The 20079-nt window shown below is 63.5% G+C and carries 15 protein-coding genes; 11 read left to right on the plus strand and 4 right to left on the minus strand.

All coding sequences use genetic code 11. The annotated features are described in order from the left end of the window. Positions 1-15 precede the first annotated feature (15 nt). The 8 genes from NKH89_RS14500 (at position 16) to amaB (ending at position 12977) form a co-directional block, all read left to right on the plus strand. Positions 16-1206: an acyl-CoA dehydrogenase gene (locus NKH89_RS14500; protein ID WP_023720243.1), complete on the plus strand. Its 1191-nt coding sequence runs from the start codon at positions 16-18 to the stop codon at positions 1204-1206. Positions 1207-1652: 446 nt separating this feature from the next. Continuing rightward, complete coding sequence (locus NKH89_RS14505; protein WP_352909185.1) at positions 1653-5024, plus strand: transglutaminase family protein; 3372 nt, start codon at positions 1653-1655, stop codon at positions 5022-5024. A gap of 6 nt (positions 5025-5030) precedes the next feature. Beyond that, positions 5031-7442, plus strand: coding sequence for a circularly permuted type 2 ATP-grasp protein (locus NKH89_RS14510; protein WP_352909186.1), 2412 nt, complete (start codon positions 5031-5033; stop codon positions 7440-7442). Positions 7443-7449: 7 nt separating this feature from the next. After that, entirely contained in the window at positions 7450-8334 is an 885-nt protein-coding gene (locus tag NKH89_RS14515) for a transglutaminase family protein (protein ID WP_352857069.1), read from the plus strand. Positions 8335-8443: 109 nt separating this feature from the next. Then, positions 8444-9562, plus strand: coding sequence for a DNA topoisomerase IB (locus NKH89_RS14520; protein ID WP_023720248.1), 1119 nt, complete (start codon positions 8444-8446; stop codon positions 9560-9562). Between the two features lie 86 nt (positions 9563-9648). Next, positions 9649-10023 carry a YciI family protein gene (locus NKH89_RS14525; protein ID WP_023720249.1) on the plus strand — a complete coding sequence of 125 codons (375 nt, stop codon included), beginning with the start codon at positions 9649-9651 and terminating at the stop codon, positions 10021-10023. Then, positions 10020-11282 (plus strand): RNA polymerase sigma factor, encoded by a 1263-nt coding sequence (locus NKH89_RS14530; RefSeq protein ID WP_352481990.1) that lies wholly within the window; start codon positions 10020-10022, stop codon positions 11280-11282. The genes NKH89_RS14525 and NKH89_RS14530 overlap by 4 nt, the downstream gene beginning before the upstream one ends. A 183-nt stretch (positions 11283-11465) precedes the next feature. Beyond that, a complete protein-coding gene (gene amaB, locus NKH89_RS14535; RefSeq protein ID WP_352909240.1) occupies positions 11466-12977 on the plus strand; it encodes an L-piperidine-6-carboxylate dehydrogenase in 1512 nt (503 codons plus the stop codon). 59 nt (positions 12978-13036) lie between these two features. Here the strand turns inward: amaB and NKH89_RS14540 are convergent, their stop codons facing one another. Then, a complete protein-coding gene (locus tag NKH89_RS14540) occupies positions 13037-13900 on the minus strand; it encodes a hypothetical protein (protein ID WP_352481991.1) in 864 nt (287 codons plus the stop codon). Between the two features lie 709 nt (positions 13901-14609). On the opposite strand from NKH89_RS14540, the gene NKH89_RS14545 reads away from it, so the two are divergent. Both NKH89_RS14545 and NKH89_RS14550 read left to right on the plus strand, forming a co-directional pair. Next, positions 14610-15422 carry a nucleotidyltransferase family protein gene (locus tag NKH89_RS14545; RefSeq protein WP_023720252.1) on the plus strand — a complete coding sequence of 271 codons (813 nt, stop codon included), beginning with the start codon at positions 14610-14612 and terminating at the stop codon, positions 15420-15422. Then, positions 15415-16167, plus strand: coding sequence for a metallophosphoesterase family protein (locus NKH89_RS14550; protein WP_023720253.1), 753 nt, complete (start codon positions 15415-15417; stop codon positions 16165-16167). Before NKH89_RS14545 ends, NKH89_RS14550 begins: the two co-directional genes overlap by 8 nt. 48 nt (positions 16168-16215) lie before the next feature. Here NKH89_RS14550 and NKH89_RS14555 read toward each other — a convergent pair whose 3' ends face one another. The 3 genes from NKH89_RS14555 to NKH89_RS14565 all read right to left on the minus strand — a co-directional run bounded on the left by NKH89_RS14555 (position 16216) and on the right by NKH89_RS14565 (position 19272). Then, on the minus strand, positions 16216-16395 hold the full coding sequence (locus NKH89_RS14555; protein WP_084642803.1) for a hypothetical protein: 180 nt from the start codon (positions 16393-16395) through the stop codon (positions 16216-16218). 91 nt (positions 16396-16486) lie between these two features. Further along, on the minus strand, positions 16487-18100 hold the full coding sequence (locus NKH89_RS14560) for a DHA2 family efflux MFS transporter permease subunit (protein WP_352909187.1): 1614 nt from the start codon (positions 18098-18100) through the stop codon (positions 16487-16489). After that, positions 18097-19272, minus strand: a complete 1176-nt coding sequence (locus NKH89_RS14565; protein ID WP_352494744.1) for an HlyD family secretion protein — start codon at positions 19270-19272, stop codon at positions 18097-18099. Before NKH89_RS14565 ends, NKH89_RS14560 begins: the two co-directional genes overlap by 4 nt. A 272-nt stretch (positions 19273-19544) precedes the next feature. On the opposite strand from NKH89_RS14565, the gene NKH89_RS14570 reads away from it, so the two are divergent. After that, positions 19545-19976, plus strand: a complete 432-nt coding sequence (locus NKH89_RS14570) for a hypothetical protein (protein ID WP_352465792.1) — start codon at positions 19545-19547, stop codon at positions 19974-19976. Positions 19977-20079 lie beyond the last annotated feature (103 nt).

Consider the following 20079-nt stretch of genomic DNA (forward strand, 5'->3'; position numbering starts at 1 on the left):
GGGAGACCGAGAGCCATGGCCGCCGATAAGAATGCATTCGTCTGGGACGATCCTTTCCTGATCGAGGACCAGCTTTCGGAAGACGAGCGCATGGTGCGTGATGGCGCCGCGGCGTTTGCCGCCGACAAGCTCGCTCCGAAGATCGAGGAAGCCTATCTCGAGGAGAAGACCGACGCCGGGATCTTTCGCGAAATGGGCGAGGCCGGTCTGCTCGGCATCACCATCCCCGAGGAATATGGCGGGCTCGGCGCCAACTACGTCACCTACGGGCTGGTGGCGCGCGAGGTCGAACGCGTCGATTCCGGCTATCGCTCGATGATGAGCGTGCAGTCGTCGCTGGTGATGTATCCGATCCATGCCTATGGCTCGGAAGAGCAGCGCAAGAAATACCTGCCGAAGCTGGCGTCGGGCGAATGGATCGGCTGCTTCGGCCTGACCGAGCCGGATGCCGGTTCCGACCCGGGCGGCATGAAGACGCGGGCCGAGAAGACTGCGAGCGGCTACAGGATCTCCGGCTCGAAGATGTGGATTTCCAACGCCCCGATCGCCGACGTGTTCGTCGTCTGGGCAAAATCGGCCGCGCATGACAACGAGATTCGCGGCTTTGTCCTGGAAAAGGGCATGAACGGGCTGTCGGCGCCGAAGATCGGCGGCAAGCTGTCGCTGCGAGCGTCGATCACCGGCGAAGTGGTGATGGAAGGCGTCGAAGTCGGCGAGGACGCGCTGCTGCCCAATGTCTCGGGCTTGAAGGGGCCGTTCGGCTGCCTCAACCGCGCGCGCTACGGCATCTCCTGGGGCGCCATGGGCGCGGCGGAGGATTGCTGGCACCGCGCCCGCCAGTATGGCCTCGACCGCAAGCAGTTCGGCAAGCCGCTGGCCGGCACGCAGCTTTTCCAGAAGAAGCTCGCCGACATGCAGACCGAGATCGCGCTCGGCCTGCAGGGCAGCCTGCGCGTCGGGCGGCTGATGGATGAAGGCAAGATGGCGCCGGAGATGATCTCACTCGTCAAGCGCAACAATTGCGGCAAGGCGCTCGACATCGCCCGCCAGGCCCGCGACATGCATGGCGGCAATGGCATCCAGATCGGCTACCACGTCATGCGCCACGCCCAGAACCTGGAAACGGTCAACACCTATGAGGGCACGCATGATGTGCATGCGCTGATCCTCGGACGGGCGCAGACCGGGTTGCAGGCGTTCTTTTAGGGTTCAGGTGTTCTTCGCTCCAAGGATGCCCGTGCTTCGCATCTTCCCTCGCAAAGCGGCAGATCGGCAATTTTCGCCGACGGTGCCACATTTTGTTCTTGCTTTGTGCCAGCAGCTATGCTACTAATTTGGCTATGGTGCTAATTGGCACCGACGACCCGCCCACAGAGGCGGGTTTTCTTTTCAGCTCTTTTCGACCAAGCGTCGCGCGGGTTGCCGATCATCGATATCGGCGGGACAGTGCCCGGTGCTGACCCACCGGCCTTCGGCTCTGCAGCGTTGCAACGTCTGCGGCCACGCTGCGGAATCCCAGGGTCGGCGCTTCGTTTGTGAGGCTGTGAAGGCTGCTTAATTTAGGTGCAGCGCAACATCTCTGCTTGGAGAATGGTCAGCATTCGTGTCAGGGTTCAGCGAACTCCTTTTGAAACGCCGACTTCAGGGGCACCATGGCAATTCTGGCAGCCGTCTATCACCTGACCCACTACAAATACGACCGGCCGGTCGTATTGGGCCCGCAAGTCATAAGGTTGCAGCCTGCGCCGCATTCCCGCACCAAAGTGCTCAGCCATTCGCTGAAGGTCGGGCCGGCAAACCACTTCGTCAATCTGCAGCAGGACCCCTACGGCAATTTCCTTGCCCGCTTCGTCTTCCCCGAGCCGGTAACGGAATTGAAGATCGAGGTCGATCTCGTTGCCGACATGACGGTCTACAATCCGTTCGATTTCTTCGTCGAACCGTCGGCCGAGACGTTTGCGTTCGAATACCCGGAAGAGATCAGGGACGATCTGACCATCTACCGGACGCCGGAACCGGCAGGGCCACTGTTGCAGGCGTTCCTCAAAACCATCGACCGCAGTGCGACCAATACCGTCAATTTTGTCGTCGACCTCAATGCGCGGCTGCAGCGCGAGATCGCCTATATCGTGCGCATGGAAACCGGCGTCTTCTCGCCCGAGGAAACGCTGGCCGCCGGCAAGGGATCCTGCCGCGATTCGAGCTGGCTCCTGGTGCAGATACTGAGGAACCTCGGCATCGCCGCGCGTTTCGTCTCCGGCTATCTGATCCAGCTCAAACCCGACCTCGTCGCGCTCGACGGACCGCCCGGTACGGCGACCGATTTCACCGACCTCCATGCCTGGTGCGAGGTGTATCTGCCGGGCGCCGGCTGGATCGGCTTCGACCCGACCTCCGGCCTGCTTACCGGCGAAAGCCATGTGCCGCTCGCGGCAACGCCGCATTTCCGCAATGCCGCGCCGATCTCCGGCATGGCGAGCTTCGCCAATGTCGAATTCGGCTTCGACATGCGGGTCGACCGCATCGCCGAACATCCGCGCATCACCAAGCCGTTCTCCGACGAGAGCTGGCAGGCGCTCGACGCGCTGGGCGTCGAGGTCGATGCAGCACTCCAGGCCGGCGACGTGCGGCTGACCATGGGCGGCGAGCCGACCTTCGTCTCAATCGACGATTTCGAGGCGGCCGAGTGGAACACCGCCGCCGTCGGGCCAACAAAACGCGAAAAGGCCGATGCGCTGATCCGCCGGCTGCGCGAACGCTTCGCGCCGGGCGGCTTCCTGCATTACGGACAGGGCAAATGGTACCCCGGCGAAAGCCTGCCGCGCTGGACGTTCTCGCTTTACTGGCGCACCGACGGCGAGCCGGTGTGGAGCGATCCGTCACTGATCGCACATGAAAAGAGCGAGGCGGATGTCGGACCGAAGCAGGCCGAGAGCCTGCTGACCGCGATTGCCGACGAACTCGGCATCGACAAGACGATGGTCAGCGAAGCCTATGAGGATCCGGCCGAATGGCTGCTCAAGGAAGGCAAGCTGCCGGACAATGTCGATCCCTCCAATTCGAAGCTGGAGGACCCGGAGGAGCGCAGCCGCATGGCGCGGGTGTTCGAACGCGGGCTGACCAAGCCGTCGGGCTACGTGCTGCCCGTCCAGCGCTGGAACAGCCAGGCTTCCGGACCGCGCTGGCGCTCGGAGAAGTGGAAGACGCGGCGCGGCAGGCTGTTCCTGGTGCCCGGCGATTCGCCGGTCGGCTACCGCCTGCCGCTCGGCACGCTGCCTTATGTGCCGCCGGCGCAGTTCCCCTATATCGTACCGGTCGATCCATCGCTGCCGCGCGGACCATTGCCGGCGCGTGAGGCGATCTTGCCCGGTGCTGCTTCTTCGCCCGCTCCGGCCGAACTGGAAGGCGCCGACGAAATGGCGCGACGCCAGCAGGCGGTCTCCTTCACGGCCGTTACCGGCCAGCAAGACCGCGTCGAACAGGAGATTACCGAGATCGGCGGCGCCGTGCGCACAGCGCTTTCGGTCGAGCCGCGCGACGGACGGCTTTGTGTGTTCATGCCGCCGGTCGAGGCGCTGGAGGATTATCTCGAACTGGTCGCGGCGGCGGAGAACGCGGCAAGGGCTATCGGCCTGCCGGTGCATATCGAGGGCTACGGCCCGCCGCACGATCCGCGCCTCAATGTCATCCGTGTCGCACCCGATCCCGGCGTCATCGAGGTCAATATCCACCCGGCCGCGAATTGGCAGGATTGCGTGGCGACGACCACGGCGATCTACGAAGAGGCGCGGCAGACGCGGCTTGGCGCCGACAAATTCATGATCGACGGCCGTCACACCGGCACCGGCGGCGGCAACCACGTCGTCGTCGGCGGTGCCACGCCCAATGACAGTCCGTTCCTGCGCCGCCCCGACCTGTTGAAGAGCCTGGTGCTGCAATGGCAGCGGCATCCGTCGCTATCCTATCTGTTCTCCGGCCTGTTCATCGGCCCGACCAGCCAGGCGCCGCGCTTCGACGAGGCACGACACGATTCGCTCTACGAACTCGATATCGCGATGGCGCAGGTGCCACATCCGGACAAGGGCGCGGCACCCCTGCCGTGGCTGGTCGACCGGCTGTTCCGCAACCTCCTGACCGACGTGACGGGCAATACGCATCGCTCCGAAATCTGTATCGACAAGCTGTTTTCGCCGGACGGGCCGACCGGCCGGCTGGGGCTGGTCGAATTCCGCGGCTTCGAGATGCCGCCCAACGCGCGCATGAGCCTGGCGCAGCAATTGCTGGTGCGCGCCATCATCGCCCGGGCCTGGAAGAACCCGCTCGACGGCCGCTTCGTACGCTGGGGCACCTCGCTGCACGACCGTTTCATGCTGCCGCACTATGTCTGGGCGGATTTTCTCGATGTGCTGGACGACCTCAAGCTGAACGGCTTTGCGTTCCGTCCGGAATGGTTCGACGCCCAGCTCGAATTCCGCTTTCCGTTCTGCGGCGAGGTCCAGCATGCCGGCATCAAGCTGGAGCTCAGGCAAGCACTGGAGCCTTGGCATGTGATGGGCGAGCAAGGCGCGATCGGCGGCACGGTGCGCTTTGTCGATTCCTCCGTCGAACGGCTGCAGGTGAAGACCGAGGGGCTCAACCCGGAACGTCACGCCGTCGTCTGCAACGGCCGCCGGGTGCCGATGAAGGTGACCGACAACCGCGAGATCGCGGTGGCCGGCGTTCGCTTCAAGGCCTGGCAGCCGGCGTCGGGCCTGCATCCGGCGCTGCCGGTCAACACGCCGCTGGTCTTCGATATCTATGACCGCTGGTCGGGCCGCGCGGTTGGCGGTTGCGTCTACCATGTGGCACATCCCGGCGGGCGCAGCTACGACACGTTCCCGGTCAACGGCAATGAAGCGGAGGCGCGGCGGCTCGCCCGCTTCGAGCCGCGTGGCCATACTCCGTCCGGCTATGTGCTGCGCAACGAAGAAGCCTCTGAAGATTTCCCGATGACCCTTGACCTTCGGCGGCCGCAAAGACTCTGATCAGCCATGGCGAAGGGGAATCACAAAAAGCTGCGCAGCAAGCCGCAGACCCACAGTCTGCTGGAGCACTATCAACCGATCGACGGCGTCGTCGACGAGATGGTCGATGCGTCGGGCAATCCGCGGCCGGCCTGGCGGCACTTCATCGAGGCACTGGAGGACCTGGGGCCGGAAAAGCTTGCCCAGCGTTTTGCCCGCGCCGACCAGTACCTGCGCGATGCCGGCGTCTACTACCGCGTCTACGACAAGGCCGGCGCCAATGAGCGGGAATGGCCGCTGGCGCATGTGCCGCTGCTGATCGAGGAGGAGGAATGGGCTGACATCAGCGCCGGCCTGGTCCAGCGCGCCGATCTGTTCGAGGAGACCATCGCCGACATTTACGGGCCGAACCGGCTGGTCGAGAAAGGCATTCTGCCGGCTGGATTGATCGCGGCCAGCTCGGAATATTTGCGGCCGGTCGTCGGCACCAGGCCTGCCAGCGGCCATTTCCTGCATTTCTGCGCCTTCGAGCTCGGTCGTGGCCCGGACGGCCGCTGGTGGGTGCTTGGCGACCGCACCCAGGCGCCATCGGGCGCCGGCTTTGCGCTGGAAAACCGCGTCGCCACCACAAGGGCACTGTCCGACATTTACGGCGAGATGCATGTGCACCGCTTGGCCGGTTTCTTCCGCCGTTTTCGCGATGCGCTGATCGGCATGGCCAAGCAAGCCGGCGGCCGTGTCGCCATCCTGACGCCGGGACCGCTGAACGAGACCTATTATGAACATGCCTATATCGCCCGCTATCTCGGCATCATGCTGCTCGAGGGCGAGGACCTGACTGTCTCCGGCGGCAGGCTGATGGTGCGCACAGTTTCGGGGCTGATGCCGGTCAGCGTCTTGTGGCGACGGCTCGACGCTGCCTTTGCCGATCCGCTCGAGTTGCGGTCGGACTCGCAGATCGGCACGCCGGGGCTGGTCGAAGCGGTCCGGCAAGGGGCGGTTTCGGCCGTCAATGCACTGGGTTCCGGCCTGATGGAGACGCGCGCTCTGCTCGCCTTCCTGCCGAAGATTTCGCGCGCCCTGCGCAATGAGGAACTGCTGCTGCCGACCGTCGCGACATGGTGGTGCGGGCAGGATACGGAGCGCGAACATGTGCTCGCCAATATCGATAGCATGGTGATCGGCCCGGCACTGTCGACGCGGCTTGCCTTCGAGGACGACGGCTCGACCAAGCTCGGGTCAGCGCTGTCGGCCGAGGAACGGGCCGAGCTCGTCGCCCGGATCGAACAAGACGGCGGCGACTTTGTCGGCCAGGAAGCGGTGACGCTGTCGACCACTCCTGTCTATGTCAGCGGCTGGCTGGAGCCGCGGCCGGCAAGCCTGCGCGTCTATCTGGCGCGGACGCCGGAAGGCTGGACCGTGATGCCGGGCGGTTTTGCCCGTGTCGGCTTCTCGCTCGACCCGACGGCCATCGCCATGCAGCGCGGCGGCCAGGCGGCGGATGTTTGGGTGGTCAGCGACAGGCCGGTGGAGCGTGAGACGCTGCTGCCGCAGGAGCATGACAGCTTCACCCGAACCTTGCCGGGCAGCCTGCCCAGCCGCGCGGCGGAAAACCTGACATGGCTCGGCCGCTATATCGAGCGATCGGAAGACACGGTGCGCATCCTGCGCGCCTACCACGTGCGGCTGGCCGAGACATCCGATCCCGAGATGCCGCTGCTCGCCGACATCAGGGACTATCTCGCGCCGTTCGGTATCGACGTCGAGACGGCAATCCCGTTGGGGCTCATCGGCACGCTGGACAGCGCCGTGTACAGCGCCGGGCAGATCCGCGACCGCTTCTCGCCCGATGGCTGGCTGGCATTGAAGGACCTGTCGAAGACGATCCATCAATTTGCCGTGACAGTGGCGCCGGGCGACGACGCGACAAGGGCAATGACGGTCATCCTGCGCAAGCTGGCCGGGTTTTCCGGCCTGCTGCACGAGAATATGTACCGTTTCGCCGGCTGGCGTTTCCTGGAAATCGGCCGCAGGCTCGAACGCGGCATCCAGATCGCCCGCACGCTCGCCCGACTGACCAGGGCCGAGGCGCCGGAAGGCGCGCTCGACATGATGCTGGAGATCGGCGACAGCGTCATGACCCACCGCCGGCAATATCCGGTGCAGGCGGGACGGCGCACGGTGGTCGACCTTCTGGCGCTCGATCCGCTCAACCCGCGCTCAATCCTGTTCCAACTCGAACGGCTGAAGGCCGAGATCGCGCTGCTGCCCGCTGTCGGCGGTGAAGGCCATATGTCGCCGGCGGCCAAGGAAATCCTGCAGCTCAACACGTCGATCGCCATCAGGGAGCCCTCGGACATGACGGCCAAGGCCCTCAGCGATCTCGCCAATGAAATCGGCGGCCTCTACAACAGCCTCTCCAAAGCCTATTTCGGATAGAGACGGCATGCTCTACGACATCAGGCTTCACCTGCGTTACGACTATGATGCGGCGGCCGGCGGCGGCCGCCATCAGGTGCGTGTGCTGCCGCCGACCATCCCTGGCGTACAGCGCGTCATCGCCGCTTCACTGTCTTTTGTGCCGGCGCCCAGCGAACGCTCCGACTTTTCCGACTTTTTCGGCAACAGTGTCACCTCGATCGCCTTTCGTGACGCACATGATGCGCTCGACATCAGGATGAGCGCGCGTGTTTCAGTGTCGCGGCCGGAGCCCGGGCTCGACGTATCGCCCGACCTACGCCGGCTGAGGGAAGAACTCGGCGCGGTGCACTCGCTGGCGCCGGCTTCGCCGCATCACTTTCTGGCCGCCAGCGATCATGCCGGCATCGACCCGGCAATCACTGCCTATGCGAAAGGCAGTGCCAGCAGTTCGACGGTCGGCACGGCCATGGCTCTGTGCAACCGCATTCACCGCGATTTCACCTATGACGGCGAGGCGACCACGGTGCAGACGCGGGCCAGCGACGCCTTCGGCCTGAAGCGCGGCGTCTGCCAGGATTTTTCCCATATCATGATCGCCGGCCTGCGTGGCCTCGGCGTTCCTGCAGGCTATGTCAGCGGATTCCTACGCACCATCCCGCCGCGTGGGAAGCCGCGGCTCGAAGGCGCCGACGCCATGCATGCCTGGGTCAAGGTGTGGTGCGGGCGCGATGCCGGCTGGCAGGAATTCGATCCGACCAACGGCATGCGGGCAAGCAACGATCATATCACGGTCGGCTATGGCCGCGACTACTCCGATGTGGCGCCGATCGTCGGCGTGCTGAAAACCACGGGCGGGCAGGTTGGCGAGCAGGCAGTCGACGTCATACCGGTCGTGCTCGAAAAGGCGTGACGGCACCTCCTCGTTGCACGGCGTCGTCGTTAATCTGTCCTGGCAATCAAAAGGCGGTGGAACCCGCAGCCAGCAGGCGGCTTATCTACGGAAATTCCGTGGAGAGGACATGCTGGACAAATCCGGGTCGTCGTCTGGCCGATCGGCTGTTAGGAAAGCTGCACCAAAGAACGGGGTGCCGCGGAACGGAGCGCTGGAGAACGGCGCGCACGCCTCGGCCGTTCGGGCCTCGCTCAACTATGTCGCCGACACCGAACCCGGTATTCGCCGGCTGCGTTCAGGCAACGGGTTCTCGTACAAAGGGCCCGACGGACGTGCCGTCGACCAGGACGCGCTGGCACGCATCAAGGCGCTCGCCATTCCACCGGCCTGGACGGATGTGTGGATCTCGGCGGATGCCGACGGTCACATTCAGGCAACCGGTCGGGACCAGCGCGGGCGCAAGCAATACCGCTATCATCAGCACTGGGCGGAGGAGCGTGACGGGGTCAAATACTCGAGCCTCATCGCCTTCGCCGAAAGCCTGCCCGAATTGCGACGGCAGATCGATGCCGATCTGCGCCGTCACGGCCTGCCGCTGGAACGCGTCGTTGCGGCCATCGTCTGGCTGCTCGACAACACGATGATCCGCGTCGGCAACGCCGCCTACGCCCGCGATAACAAGAGTTTTGGGCTGACCACGCTGCGCGACCGCCATGTCGACATCAAGGGCTCGAGCCTGCGTTTTGCCTTCATCGGCAAATCCGGCAAGGAATGGAGATTGAAGCTTGTCGATCGCCGGATCGCCAAGATCGTGCGTGGAGCGCAGGACCTGCCGGGCCAGAAACTGTTCCAGTATCTCGACGAGGAAGGAAACAGGCATCCGGTGCGCTCCGACGACGTCAACCGCTATATCAGGGAGAATGCCGGCGTCGAGTTCAGCTCCAAGCATTTCAGAACGTGGGGCGGAACCATCCACGCGGCGTCGCTGTTTGCGCAAACCGAACGCCCGGAAGGCCAGGCACAACAAAAGCGGGCGATGAACGGCGTCATCGACAAGGTTGCCGAGCGGCTCGGTAATACGCGCGCCGTCTGCCGCCGCTGCTACATCCATCCGGAAGTCTTCCGCGCCTGGTCCGAAGGAGGGCTGCTTGGCGAAATGGCGGACGCCAACAGAGGCAAGCGCTCGATCGCCGGGCTCGACGACGAGGAGGCCCTGGTCTTGAGATGGCTGAAGGCGAGGGAATGACGCAGGACCGGGGGCGTATTTTTTTGTCGACGCCATGTCGGGATCGGTCCTAGTGTTTCGTCCTTTGACAGAGAAAAGGACGACCCATGCTCTACGCGATCCTCTGCTATGCCTCTGAAGACGTCGTCTGCTCCTGGAGCAAGGAGCAGGACGATGCCGTCATGGAAAAACTTATCGGCGTACAAGAGAAATATGCCAACGCCGGGCGGCTTGGCCCCGTGGCGCGGCTTTTGCCGACGACGGCGGCGACAACGCTGCGAAAGGTCAAGGGCGAATCGATCGTCATCGACGGCCCGTTTGCCGAAACCAAGGAACAGTTCCTCGGCTTCTACACGCTCGAATGCGCCGACCTCGACGAGGCCGTCGACTTCGCGCGCGAGCTTTCCGAGGTCAACCCGAGCGGCGGCTCCTACGAGATCCGGCCGGTCTCGCTCTTCAATCCCGCCAAGGTTTCCGCATGACCGAACTTGCCTGGATCAGCACGGCAATCAGCACCGCTCGCCCGCAGGCGATGGGAGCATTGCTGCGCTACTTCCGCGACCTCGACGCGGCGGAGGAAGCATTCCAGGACGCCTGCCTGAGGGCCCTGAACAACTGGCCGAAAAATGGCCCGCCGCGCGATCCGGCAGCCTGGCTGATCTTCGTCGGCCGCAACAGCGGCATCGATGCGGTGCGCAAGCGCGCCAAGCAGGCGCCGCTGCCGGAGGAGGACCAGATCTCCGATCTCGACGATGCCGAGAGCGACATCGCCGAGCGGCTGGACGGTGCGCATTACCGCGACGATATTTTGCGGCTGCTGTTCATCTGCTGCCATCCCGACCTGCCGGCCACCCAGCAGATCGCGGTGGCGTTGCGCATCGTCTCCGGCCTGACGGTCAAGCAGATCGCCCGCGCCTTCCTCGTCGGGGAAAGCGCCATGGAGCAGCGTATCACGCGCGCCAAGGCGCGTATCGCCGATGCCGGGGTGCCGTTCGAGACGCCGGGAGCGGTCGAGCGCTCCGAACGGCTCGCCGCCGTCGCCGCCATGGTCTACCTGATCTTCAACGAAGGCTATTCCAGCAACAGCGGCGAGGCGTCGGCGCGTGCGCCGCTTTGCGAAGAGGCGATCCGGCTGGCCCGGCTGCTGCTCAGACTATTCCAGACCGAGCCGGAGATCATGGGGCTGACGGCGCTGTTGCTGCTGCAGCATGCACGCGCGCCGGCCCGCTTCGACGAGAACGGCGAGATCGTGCTGCTCGAAGACCAGGACCGCAGCCTGTGGAGCCGCAAAATGATCGATGAAGGCCTGGCGCTGGTCGATAAGGCGTTGCGCCATCGCAAGCCCGGTCCCTACCAGGTGCAAGCGGCGATCGCCGCGCTGCATGCACGGGCGGAAAAGCCCGAGGATACGGACTGGAACGAGATCGACCTGCTCTACGGGCTGCTCGAGCAGATGCAGCCGTCGCCGGTGGTGACGCTCAACCGCGCCGTCGCCGTCTCCAAGGTGCGTGGACCGGAAGCCGCACTCGCCATGATCGAGCCGCTGGAGCAAAGGCTTTCCGGTTATTTCCACTTCTTCGGCCTCAAGGGCGGCCTGCTGATGCAGCTTGGCCGCGGCGACGAGGCGCGTGTCGCTTTCGACCGCGCCATCGCGCTTGCCAACACGGCAGCCGAGGCGGCGCATATCCGCATGCATATCGACCGGCTGATGAAAGAAGGCGCCAAGCAAAGGGCGCATTGATCCGACGCCTCCGCCTGGTTCAACGGTCTGACCTTTGCTTAGACCATGCCGGGGTGGCGATTTTTCCCTGAAACGAGTAATGCCACGCCATGACAGTGCCTGATGTGCCGACCAGCACAGAGACGGCGTGGCACAAGGCTTTGACCGACGCCATATGAGCGGCGGGATCTGAAAGGGATGAAAATGACGATTGCGAAGGAAACGGCCGGGCTTCTGGCGAAACTGGGTGTTGCCGAGGGCGCGCTTACAGGCGGCGATCTCATCGTGCGTAGCCCGGTGACCGGCGAGCAGATCGCCGCGCTGAAAACCATCTCGCCGGCCGACGCGGCAACGACCATCGACAATGCCCATAAAGCTTTCCTGGCGTGGCGGCAGGTACCAGCTCCCAAGCGCGGCGAACTGGTGCGGCTGCTCGGCGAGGAATTGCGCACACACAAGGCCGAGCTTGGCCGGTTGGTCTCGATCGAAGTCGGCAAGATTCCATCCGAGGGTCTTGGCGAAGTGCAGGAGATGATCGACATCTGCGATTTCGCCGTCGGTCTCTCCCGGCAATTGTACGGCCTGACCATCGCCACCGAGCGCCCCGGCCACCGCATGATGGAGACCTGGCATCCGCTCGGCGTCGTCGGCGTCATTTCGGCCTTCAATTTCCCGGTGGCGGTCTGGTCGTGGAATGCAGCGCTGGCGCTGGTCTGCGGCGACGCGGTGGTGTGGAAGCCGTCCGAGAAGACACCGCTGACGGCGCTCGCCTGCGAAGCGATCTTCAAGCGCGCGGCAAACCGTTTCGGCGATGCGCCGGAAGGGCTGGCGCCCGTGCTGATCGGCGATCGCGCCGTCGGCGAGATCCTGGTCGACCATCCGAAGGTGCCGTTGGTCTCCGCCACCGGTTCGACGCGCATGGGCAGGGATGTCGGCCCACGGCTGGCCAAGCGCTTTGCCCGTGCCGTGCTTGAGCTCGGCGGCAACAACGCCGGCATCGTCTGCCCGACGGCCGATCTCGACATGGCGCTGCGCGCCATCGCCTTCGGCGCCATGGGCACGGCCGGCCAGCGCTGCACGACGCTCAGGCGCCTGTTCGTGCATGAAAGCGTCTATGATCACCTCATTCCGCGCCTGAAGAAGGCCTATGAAAGCGTCTCGGTCGGCAATCCGCTGGAGACAAGCGCTCTCGTCGGCCCGCTGATCGACAAGGCTGCCTACGAGAACATGCAGAAGGCGTTGGAGGACGCGGCTTCGCATGGCGGTAAGATAACCGGCGGAATGCGGGTCGAGAACGGCCATGCGGAGGCCTACTATGTGCGTCCGGCGCTGGTCGAAATGCCGCGCCAAGTTTCGCCGGTGACGGAGGAGACCTTCGCGCCGATCCTCTATGTGATGAAATATTCGGATTTCGACGCCGTGCTCTATGAGCACAATGCGGTCGGCGCGGGGCTTTCCTCGTCCATCTTCACCCGCGACCTGCAGGAATCCGAGCGTTTCCTCGGCGTCGACGGTTCGGACTGCGGCATTGCCAACGTCAATATCGGCACTTCGGGGGCCGAGATCGGCGGCGCCTTCGGTGGCGAGAAGGAAACCGGCGGCGGCCGCGAGTCGGGCTCGGATGCCTGGAAGGCCTATATGCGCCGCGCTACCAATACGGTGAACTACTCCAAGGCGCTGCCGCTTGCGCAGGGCGTGTCGTTCGACATCGATTGAAATGCCAGACCGTCGTGGTGGCGGCGCCAAAGCCGCCACGACGGCGTTTGGCTCGCCGTTCAGCTGGCTTCGGAAGTTACAACACAATTGTCGAAGGCTGCATCGATGATGGCGAGCTTGACCGCCTGGGCAGTCATGTATTCCTGATAGAACTCGCTCGAAACCCACATGACCGAGTGACCCCGCTGGCCCAACCAGCCAATGCTGCCGAGTTCCTCGGCATCGCGCAATTTGCGTGACAGGTGGGTCCGGGAAAGCTTGAGCCAGTTCGCGAAATCTCCGATTGAGACGACACCGGTCGGAATTCGGTCCAGGTCGGCATGATCAGGATCGACGCCAGACATCAGCCAATCCATGACGATGCCGCCATTGTCGAGCCAGGTGAACAAGGAAAAGGTCTGTCTCGGCTCCCGCACGGCATGCGACGAAAGCAGGCCGTCGGCCACCAGCGGCTGCAGTTTGGCGAGCAGGTCCGGTTGTGCGACGAATGCAGCCAGTCGAAATCCATTGTCCAGGCTGTCCAGCGTTTTCAGATGCGCCATGACCCAGCCGGCAACCGTCTCCAGAGTGCCCGCGGTCGGCTCAAAGGGGCGGATGCGCCCGTATTTGATCGGCAGATGCCGAATGAAACCGTAATGCAGCATCTCCTTCAGGAAGGCGTCGGCGGTGTTGCGGCTGGCCACCGAATGCCGGCAGATGTCGTCCATGAACCGTGCAGACGTAAGTCCCTTGCGATGATCGTCCGGCTCTCGATTGAAATACAAGCCAAGGCCGATATGGGCCATCAGCCAACGCTGTTGCGCGGCGAATACGGAGGCCAGCCGCGGGTTCGCTTCATAGGTTTGGAGAAGCGTCCGCGACTGAGCCTGGACGTGGCGACGCAGTGCCGGATGGCGGGCAATGTCTTCAGAAACCAGCGCCATCCCCGCCGAGCCCAACCAAGTTTGCAACTGGAAATACCGATCACAATTTCAGCCTTCGCGGGTCGTGTCCAGCGCCGGCGGATCAGGATAAGAGCTGAATCCTGCCGGCTAGTGGCTGAATTCCGCGACTTGATCGCCGAGGCCCCTGATCTCGCGGCAGAAGGCTAGCCTGCTTGAACCCACCAATGATGGCTTCGCCTGTCCAGCACGTGCTCCCGCCGATGGCGACACGGAACCAACACAAGTTTTGCTCGTTGAAGAACGCTGATTGGACTGAGACAGTGAGGAACTACAAAATGGAGAATGGCCTTTTCGCCACGCCGCCTGCAGCGTTCCGGAAAACAGAGTCGGTTTGGCTACGGGCGCTCAAGTGGCTGTTACGCCGGGTGCGCAGCGCCTCCGACAGCTCGGGAACCATGTTGAAACCAATCCTTTCCGGACCCGAGAATGATAGCGGGCCCACTACGCCTCGACGCGCTTGAGGCCGAAGCGCGCTGCGATCTTGACGCCAAAAATAACCGCTCACATGTCTCTTTATGGCTGCCGCCGCGGCCGAGAGCCATGACCGCTTTGAAGGCCCGCCACCGCGGCGTGTTCGCCTGATGCAGCAGGCGAGAGCGGCGGTGGCACGCAGCGGCGGGAACCATCGGGCATGCTTGGCTATTAGATACAGGCGGCTGCTGGTCTGCCGGGCCAGGAGCCATTTGCTATGATCATCAATCCCCCACCGGAAAGCGCCATCCCGGCATCCGTTCCGTCGGTCGATCCAAAAGCCGCCCCGACGCCTCGCAATGCCGAAGCGGAGGTCTTTTATATCGAAGCGATCCGCGAGCTTGTCGCGACGGGCATCCCCTTTCTCGTCGCCGGCACCTATGCCGTAAGCGCCTATACCGGGATCATCCGCCCGACCAAGGATCTCGACATTTTCTGCAAGGCCGGCGACTGCCCGCGCATCCTCGCCCATTTCAAGCAGATCGGCTATGCGGTCGTGGTCGAGGACGACCGGTGGCTCGGCAAGGTGTTCAGGGGCACGCATTTTTTCGACGTCATCTTCACCTCGATGAACGGCACAATGCCTGTCGACGACCAGTGGCTGGAGCATGCTCGCCAGGCCGAATTGCTGGGCAGCCACGTGCGGATCATCGGCCCAACCGAGCTTATCTGGTCCAAATGCTTCATCCAGGACCGCGGCCGGCATGATGGCGCCGACGTCGCGCACACCATCCTCAAGGCGCACGACCAGATCGACTGGCAAAGGCTGCTTTCCTACATGGAAGTTCATTGGGAAGTCTTGCTGATGCATCTCTTGAACTTCAGATGGATCTATCCGACGGAGCGAGACCGTGTGCCCGCGTGGCTGCTCGACGAGTTGCTCGACCGGCTGGCCAAGCAGCGCGAATTGCCGCCTTCCCGGATGCGGATCTGCCGCGGGCGCATGCTTTCACGAACCGACTATGAGATCGACGTCAAGCAATGGGGCTTTGCCGACGTCGGCGGTGAAGGAGAATATAGCGATGGCTGACGAGCTCGAATCTGCTTCGGCAAAGGCCGAAAACGGCGGCACACTCAAGGTCGCCGCCATCGGCGATCTGCATGTCGGCAAGGAGGACCAGGCGTCGTACCGCGATCTTTTCGGCGAGATGTCGCGCGAAGCCCAGGTTCTCGTGCTGACCGGCGACCTTACCAATCTCGGCAAGCCTCGGGAGGCCGAAATCCTTGCCGAGGAACTGCGTGCCTGCACGATCCCGGTCGTCGCCGTACTTGGCAACCACGACTATGAGTCAGGCGCCGTCGAGCAGGTCACCGACATTTTGCGTCAGGCGGGCGTTCATCTCCTCGACGGCGAGGCGACGGAGATTCACGAGGTCGGGTTCGTTGGGGTCAAGGGTTTCGTTGGCGGTTTTGGATCGCGCATGCTCGGCTCCTTTGGCGAACCGGCGATCAAGTCGATGGTGGCGGAAAGCGTGAACGAAGCGATGCGGCTTGAAAACGCGATGCGGCAGGTCCGCGCCAAACGCACGCTTGTCGTTCTGCACTACGCGCCTGTCGTCGAGACGGTCGAAGGCGAGCCGCTGGAGATTTTCCCGTTTCTCGGTTCGTCACGCCTGGCCGAGACAATAGACCGGTTCCAGGTCAGCGCAGTGGTGCATGGCCATGCGCATCGTGGCGTCTATGAGGGCCGTACGCCGGGCGGAGCGTCGGTCTATAACGTTGCCATGCATGTCGCCAAGCCGACCGGCCGCCCCTACGCCATGCTCGAAATCTGACAGGCGGCGCCGCTGGCGCAAGCAATCGCCAGACAGGCTGCAGAACGATCACGGCAACTGCCGGCTGAAAGACATCCGCTTCGGCGGAATATCGTTTTCATCCGGATTGGGAATGGGGTCCTCGTCGGGGAGCCTGTCGGGGTCCGGCTCACGCACGGGCTTGGGATCGGGGATGGGAGGCGGTGGTACCGGGGTCGGTGTTGGCTCGGGTGTGGGAATAGTGGCCATCGTGATCATCTCCTCTTGGCGCAGAACAACGCAATGGGTCAGCTGGTTCCCGGCTTCCTCGTTTTTGGAACCACACCGTCGCGCCTGCGGGTCAGCCCATCTCCGGATTCTCGTGTCTGCTGCCCGACTTGCCTGACCGCAGCAGCAGGGCAAGCGGAACGAGCAGGGCGGTTGCCACCGCGCAATAGCGGAAGACATCGACGTAGGCGAGCAGCGTGGCCTGGCGGGCGATCAACTGGCCGAGCCAGCCGATCGCCTGCTGCTTCGCCTGGACCAGCGGCGAACCCTGGGCGACGAAATGCTCGGTCGCCTGCCGAAGCACCTGCTGATAGGCGGGCGACGATTGCACGGTGTGGCCAACCAGATTCGATTGATGGATCTGGGAGCTTTGCGCAATGACGGTGTTGGACAGCGAGACGCCGATGCTGCCGCCGATATTGCGTGCAACGTTGATCAGCGCCGATGCCTGGTTGGTCTGTTGCGGGGGCAGGCCGACATAGGCCGCGGTCGAGATGGGAATGAACAGGAACGGCAGCCCGACCATCAGGAAGACACGGGCAAAGGCAAAGAAGCGGAAGCTGGCGTCCGGGGTAAGCGAGGTCATGTGCCAAAGCGCGACTGCGACCACCGACATGCCCACCATGATCAGGTATTTGGGCTGCACGATGCTGCCTACAAATCCGGACACCGGCATCAAGATCAGCATGGCGATGCCGCCCGGCATCATCGAAAGGCCCGACAGCGTCGCGGTGTAGGCAAATGTCGTCTGCTGCAGCTGCGGCACGATCTGGGTGGTGCTGAACAGGATAGCACCGACCGCCATCATAACCAGGAAGGCCGTGCCGAACTGGCGCGTGAACAATAGGCGCATGTCGACGACCGGATCGCTGCGACTGATTTCCCATGGGATAAGCAGCAGGAACGCGATCGCGGAAATCACTGCGAAAGTCGTAATGAAATTCGAGGCGAACCAATCGTAGCGCTGGCCCCGGTCGAGGAAGATCTCCAGGCACCCCAATGCGGTGGCCACCAGGACGAACCCGACCCCGTCGATCTTCAGGCCACCTTTCAGCCGTTCCTTGCGTTCGCGTTCGAGTACGTCCGGTTCGACCAACAGCCATTGCACCAGTGCCAGCGACAGGATGCCGAACGGCACGTTGATGAAGAAGATCCAGTGCCAGGAGAAATGGTCCGTCAGCCAGCCGCCGATCGTCGGCCCGACCGTTGGTGCGACGATGACGGCAATGCCGTAAAGCGCGAAGGCTTGCGAGCGCTTTTCCGGCGGAAAGGTATCGGCAAGGATCGATTGCTCGCTTGGCGCCATGCCGCCGCCGCCGAGGCCCTGAAGGATCCTGAACAGGATGAGCAGTTCCAGGTTGGGCGCCAGTCCGCACAGCAGCGACGCGACGGTGAAGGTCGCCACGCAGAGCATGTAGTAGCGCTTGCGGCCGATGACGCTTGCCAGCCAGCCGCTGACCGGGATGATCACCGAGTTGGCCACAAGATAGGTGGTAATGACCCAGGTGCTTTCGTCCATTCCGGCCGCCAGGCTGCCGGCGATGTTGCGCAGGGCGACATTGGCGATCGAGGTGTCCAGCACCAGCATGAACGTGGCGATGGAAACGACAATGGCGATGAGCCAGGGATTGTGCGTCCCGGCGGCGGATCGGCTTTCGCCCTGATTTCTGGCTGCTTCGCCGTTCATCGCACCTTGACCGTCGGCACCACCGACAGCCCTGGGCCGAGAAGCACATCCGGCGGCTTGTCGAAGACGATCTTGACCGGCACGCGCTGCACCACCTTGACGTAGTTGCCGGTGGCATTTTCAGCCGGCAGGAGGCTGAAGGCGGTGCCGCTGCCGGCCTGGATGCTGTCGACGCGGCCATGGAAGGACTTGTCCGGGTACGCGTCGATATCGAAGTCGACCGGTTGTCCCTGCCGCATCAGGTCGAGCTGCGTCTCCTTGAAATTGGCCTTCACCCAGACCTCGTCGGGAACGAACATCATCAATACCTGGCCGGGTTGGGCGTAGGTTCCGTCAGCGGCCGAAATGCTCGTTGCCCGCCCGGCTGCGGGTGCTGTGATGGTCGTGCGCGACAGCGTCGTGCGGGCTTGCTCCTGGCTGGCCTTGGCCTGTTCGAGCTGCGCCTCGGCGCTCCTGGCCTGTGCCTGCAAGACCGAAACCTGGCTTTTTGCCGAGGCGACATTGGCCTCGGCGCTGTCCAGCGCGGCCTGATCCTGACGCAGCGTCGATGCCGCTTGCTGCGCCTGCTGCTGCGTTGCCGTGCCCCTGGCCAGGAGTTCGCGATTGCGTTGATCCTCAGCCTTGGCGAAATCCAGCGCTGCCTTGGCCTGTGCAACCTGCCTCTGGGCAGCGTTCACCTTTGCGTTTTGAGCCTCGATCTGAGCGTTGACATTGACGATTTCGGCTTCGGCCGCGGCGACGCCGGCATCGGCCTGCTTCAGATGTGCCTGATAGTCGCTGTCGTCGATGCGCAGGAGGACATCACCTGCCTGCACGTGCTGATTGTCGCTAACCGCCAGCTCGGTAATGCGGCCGGCGATTTGGGCGCCGATCGTCACCGTGCGGGCGTCGATGAAGGCGTCGTCGGTCGATTCGTACTGGCGAGCGTTCAGCCACCAGATCACGACGCCTGCCGCGACGAGCAACAGCGCAAGCGCAACCGCCGCCGTCGCATAGGGATGGCGCCTGGGAAAGCCGAGCAGACCGGCCTTTCGTTGCGAGGCATCCCCGTCGGGCTTTTCCTGCCGCGGCTCTGCCGATCGCTCACGAGATTCTCGAACCCGGGCCGGTTGCTCCCGAGTTTCATTTACAGGCTCGACGTCTTGTTCGACGCTTTGCGGCTTCGTGTCCAACGGAATGGCTTTCAAGACTGATATTGCAGCCGCCGGAGCGGACGCAAAGCCAAACCGCGAACTTCCGCAAAAGTTCCTGCCCGGAATGGGTTCGGTTAACGGGGCGACGTCGAACCCACCGAGCGGCGCCGGCGCGTTGAACTCGAGCGCCGCTTCACCGGGCAGATGATCCGTACGCCTGATGTTGCGGCGGTCTGGCCTTGTCAGCGCTCCACGGCGCGATAATTGCTCATATAGGCGTGGGCGAATTCACCTGTCGACAGGAGCCGACCATGAAACATCAAACACTCGACCAACTGCATGCCGTCGCGGAAGTTGAGTCCTTCGCGGCGTATCCGGCGATGACCCGAAACCAGCGGATTGAGCGTTGGGCAGAACTTCTCGAGCAAAACCCGACGCGATGCCTTGGGGCGCTTCCAGGCACCGAATATATGAACAGGGAAGCGCGCGACAGATCGCGTGGCGCTGGGACGCCGCTCACTGTCGCTTTCGAGGATCCGGTTCTGCGTGCCATGGGCTTGAACGACGATACCTATGGTGAGGCAAAGCGCTTCTTCGAACTGAGCGACCGGCAGTTGCACCAAATCGTTTGCCATTGCCACGTTGGCGCCACGATGCAAGCGCGATGGGCCGCTGCCAGGGTGCGCGGGATAGTTCGCGGCAACAGATTTGTTGCCTGGATGAAGGGCTTGATCGTGCATTGACGCGATACGAGGAACGGCGGAACACGCGTTCTTTCCGCGCTGTGGAGAGCGCTTCCGAACTTGGAAGGACTCGTGCCCCGTCAGGCCGCGCAGATTGTGAAAC

Origin of the sequence: Mesorhizobium sp. M0923 (assembly GCF_040319365.1) — a bacterium.
Lineage (GTDB): Bacteria > Pseudomonadota > Alphaproteobacteria > Rhizobiales > Rhizobiaceae > Mesorhizobium.